This window comes from Parabacteroides hominis (assembly GCF_014287585.1).
Taxonomy (GTDB): Bacteria; Bacteroidota; Bacteroidia; order Bacteroidales; family Tannerellaceae; genus Parabacteroides; species Parabacteroides hominis.
The window spans coordinates 1-2,066 of sequence record NZ_JACOOJ010000089.1; the positions used below are offsets into that span (position 1 = coordinate 1).

Annotated in this window: 2 protein-coding genes; both read left to right on the top strand. The window is 46.8% G+C overall.

What is annotated here, in order from left to right; genetic code table 11:
* The coding region (locus tag H8S65_RS20750; protein WP_186931706.1) for a hypothetical protein at window positions 1–523 on the top strand (523 nt) is incomplete at its 5' end.
* Between the two features lie 11 nt (window positions 524–534).
* A partial coding sequence (locus H8S65_RS21420; RefSeq protein WP_436277890.1) for an LAGLIDADG family homing endonuclease occupies window positions 535–2,066 on the top strand: 1,532 nt, incomplete at its 3' end.

Sequence of the window (2,066 nt, forward strand, 5' to 3'; positions counted from 1 at the left end):
ATCATCCCAGCAATTCGTTCATCCGGACCTGTTATATGCCATGAGTTTGTTAAAGACTCATGCCGTCAAGATTTGCGAAATGCAGGAAGCCGGAGTCGTAAATATCGAAAATCCTTCGGATGATGATCTGAACGAGAAGCTGAAGAATATCGTTGTCACGGGGTACAGTAAAGGTGGGTCAGACGAATCAGCCGGTGTTTCCATCCAGGCGCAAAAACTGTTGAAGAGCGGACAAGTTCTAAACCTCTCCGTCCCATTTACCAAATTTGAAGACGAATCCGGCGAAGGGTATCCGTATGGGGATGCTTTAAGACAGGCGATCAGCCGACTTGACTACGAAGTGGACGCTTATCTGTTCGGCGGGAAATATGGAATCAAACAAGAATCGTTCGATTTCGATGCTCCCGAAGAAGCCGACATTACCGGAGAAGCTGAGCAGAAGCCGAAGAAACGTGGTCGCAAGAAAAAAGCAGAAATGGAGGAAGTTGCCGAAGAGATAAAAGCATTTGACGAATTCGCCTAACAGCTACCACTATGACAATTACACTGCAAAATACAGAAAAAGGACAATGTTATGCGGTGACGTTTGACAGATACCGCCAGCAGGTTGTAGACAAGCTGAAAAGCTCTGTTTCCATCCGCTGGTGGGACAAACAAACGGGCGCATGGCTGATTCCGGCAACCAACAGATGCAAAGCAGAGTTGGATCAATTGACTTATTACGTCCGCCATTTCGAACCGGTACAGTGGGGAACGATTGCACAATCACAGACAGAGGAAGATGTTGCTTTTCAAATACCGGAAATGCCGGAACTAGACGGAGAACATGGACTGAAAGTACAGCCTTACCCCTATCAACTGCAAGGAATCGCACGAGGCTTGCAACTGAAACGGTTTATCAATGGAGACGATATGGGACTTGGTAAACAACAACCGGTCAGTAGTTACGTGGCTACTCCAAACAGCTTCAGACGGATCGGAGAGTTACAAATTGGAGACGAGATATTCGGCAGGGACGGAAATGTATATGCCGTAAGCGGCGTGTTTCCACAAAAAGAACGCCGCGTGTTCAAAGTTACGTTCTCTGATGGCGTATCCTGTGAATGCGGGCCAGAACATCTGTGGTGTGTCCGAGATGTCAACCGTAGAAGAAAGGGGAAAGGATGGATCACCAAGACAACACAGGAGATCATGGATTCCGGCGTAACCTACAACCTGAAAGGTTTTGGCCATAACCATACAAGACGGAAATGGGAAATCCCAATGTGTGAACCTGTGAAGTACAAGGAAAGATTATACATCATCCATCCTTACATCATGGGGGTACTTTTGGGAGACGGCCATCTTTGCGGTGGTAACGGAAAACTGTCTTTCTCTACACCGGATATGGATGTGGCTATTGCCGAAAGGGTAAGAAAACTTTTACCCGGCGACATGCTATTGATACGGGACGATTACGCCACGTGTCCGCGATACAACATTACAAAGAATCCGACAGTCCACGAAAATCGATTTTACCAAGAGATCAAACGGCTCGAGGCCGACAAACCGAGTGTAGAAAAATTCATACCATACGAATACATGCACGGATCGGTGGAACAGCGCATCAATCTCTTACGCGGTTTGATGGATACAGATGGATCGGGAAAGAAAAACAGGATCACCTACAGTACCCTTTCCTATGGCATGGCACGTGACATTGCCCTTTTGGTACGTTCCCTTGGAGGACAGGCGATCATACGCAGGTACGACAGGCGAAATGAAGGTAAAGGCGTGGAGTTTCAAGTAAACGTGAGGATCAAGGTTTGCCCGTTCTACCTCGAACGGAAAGCTGCCGAATGGGACATCAAAAAGACAAACTATTGTTCACGGTATATCTCGTCTATCGAATATATTAGAGAGGAAGATTCCGTATGTATAAGCGTAACCGCTCCGGATCATTTGTATCTGACAAACAATTATATTGTAACGCACAATACACTTGAAAGCATCGCCACTATCAACAAGGCCGACGCCTTCCCCTGCCTGGTAATCTGCCCGAATGTTGTCAAGATCAATTGGCAAAG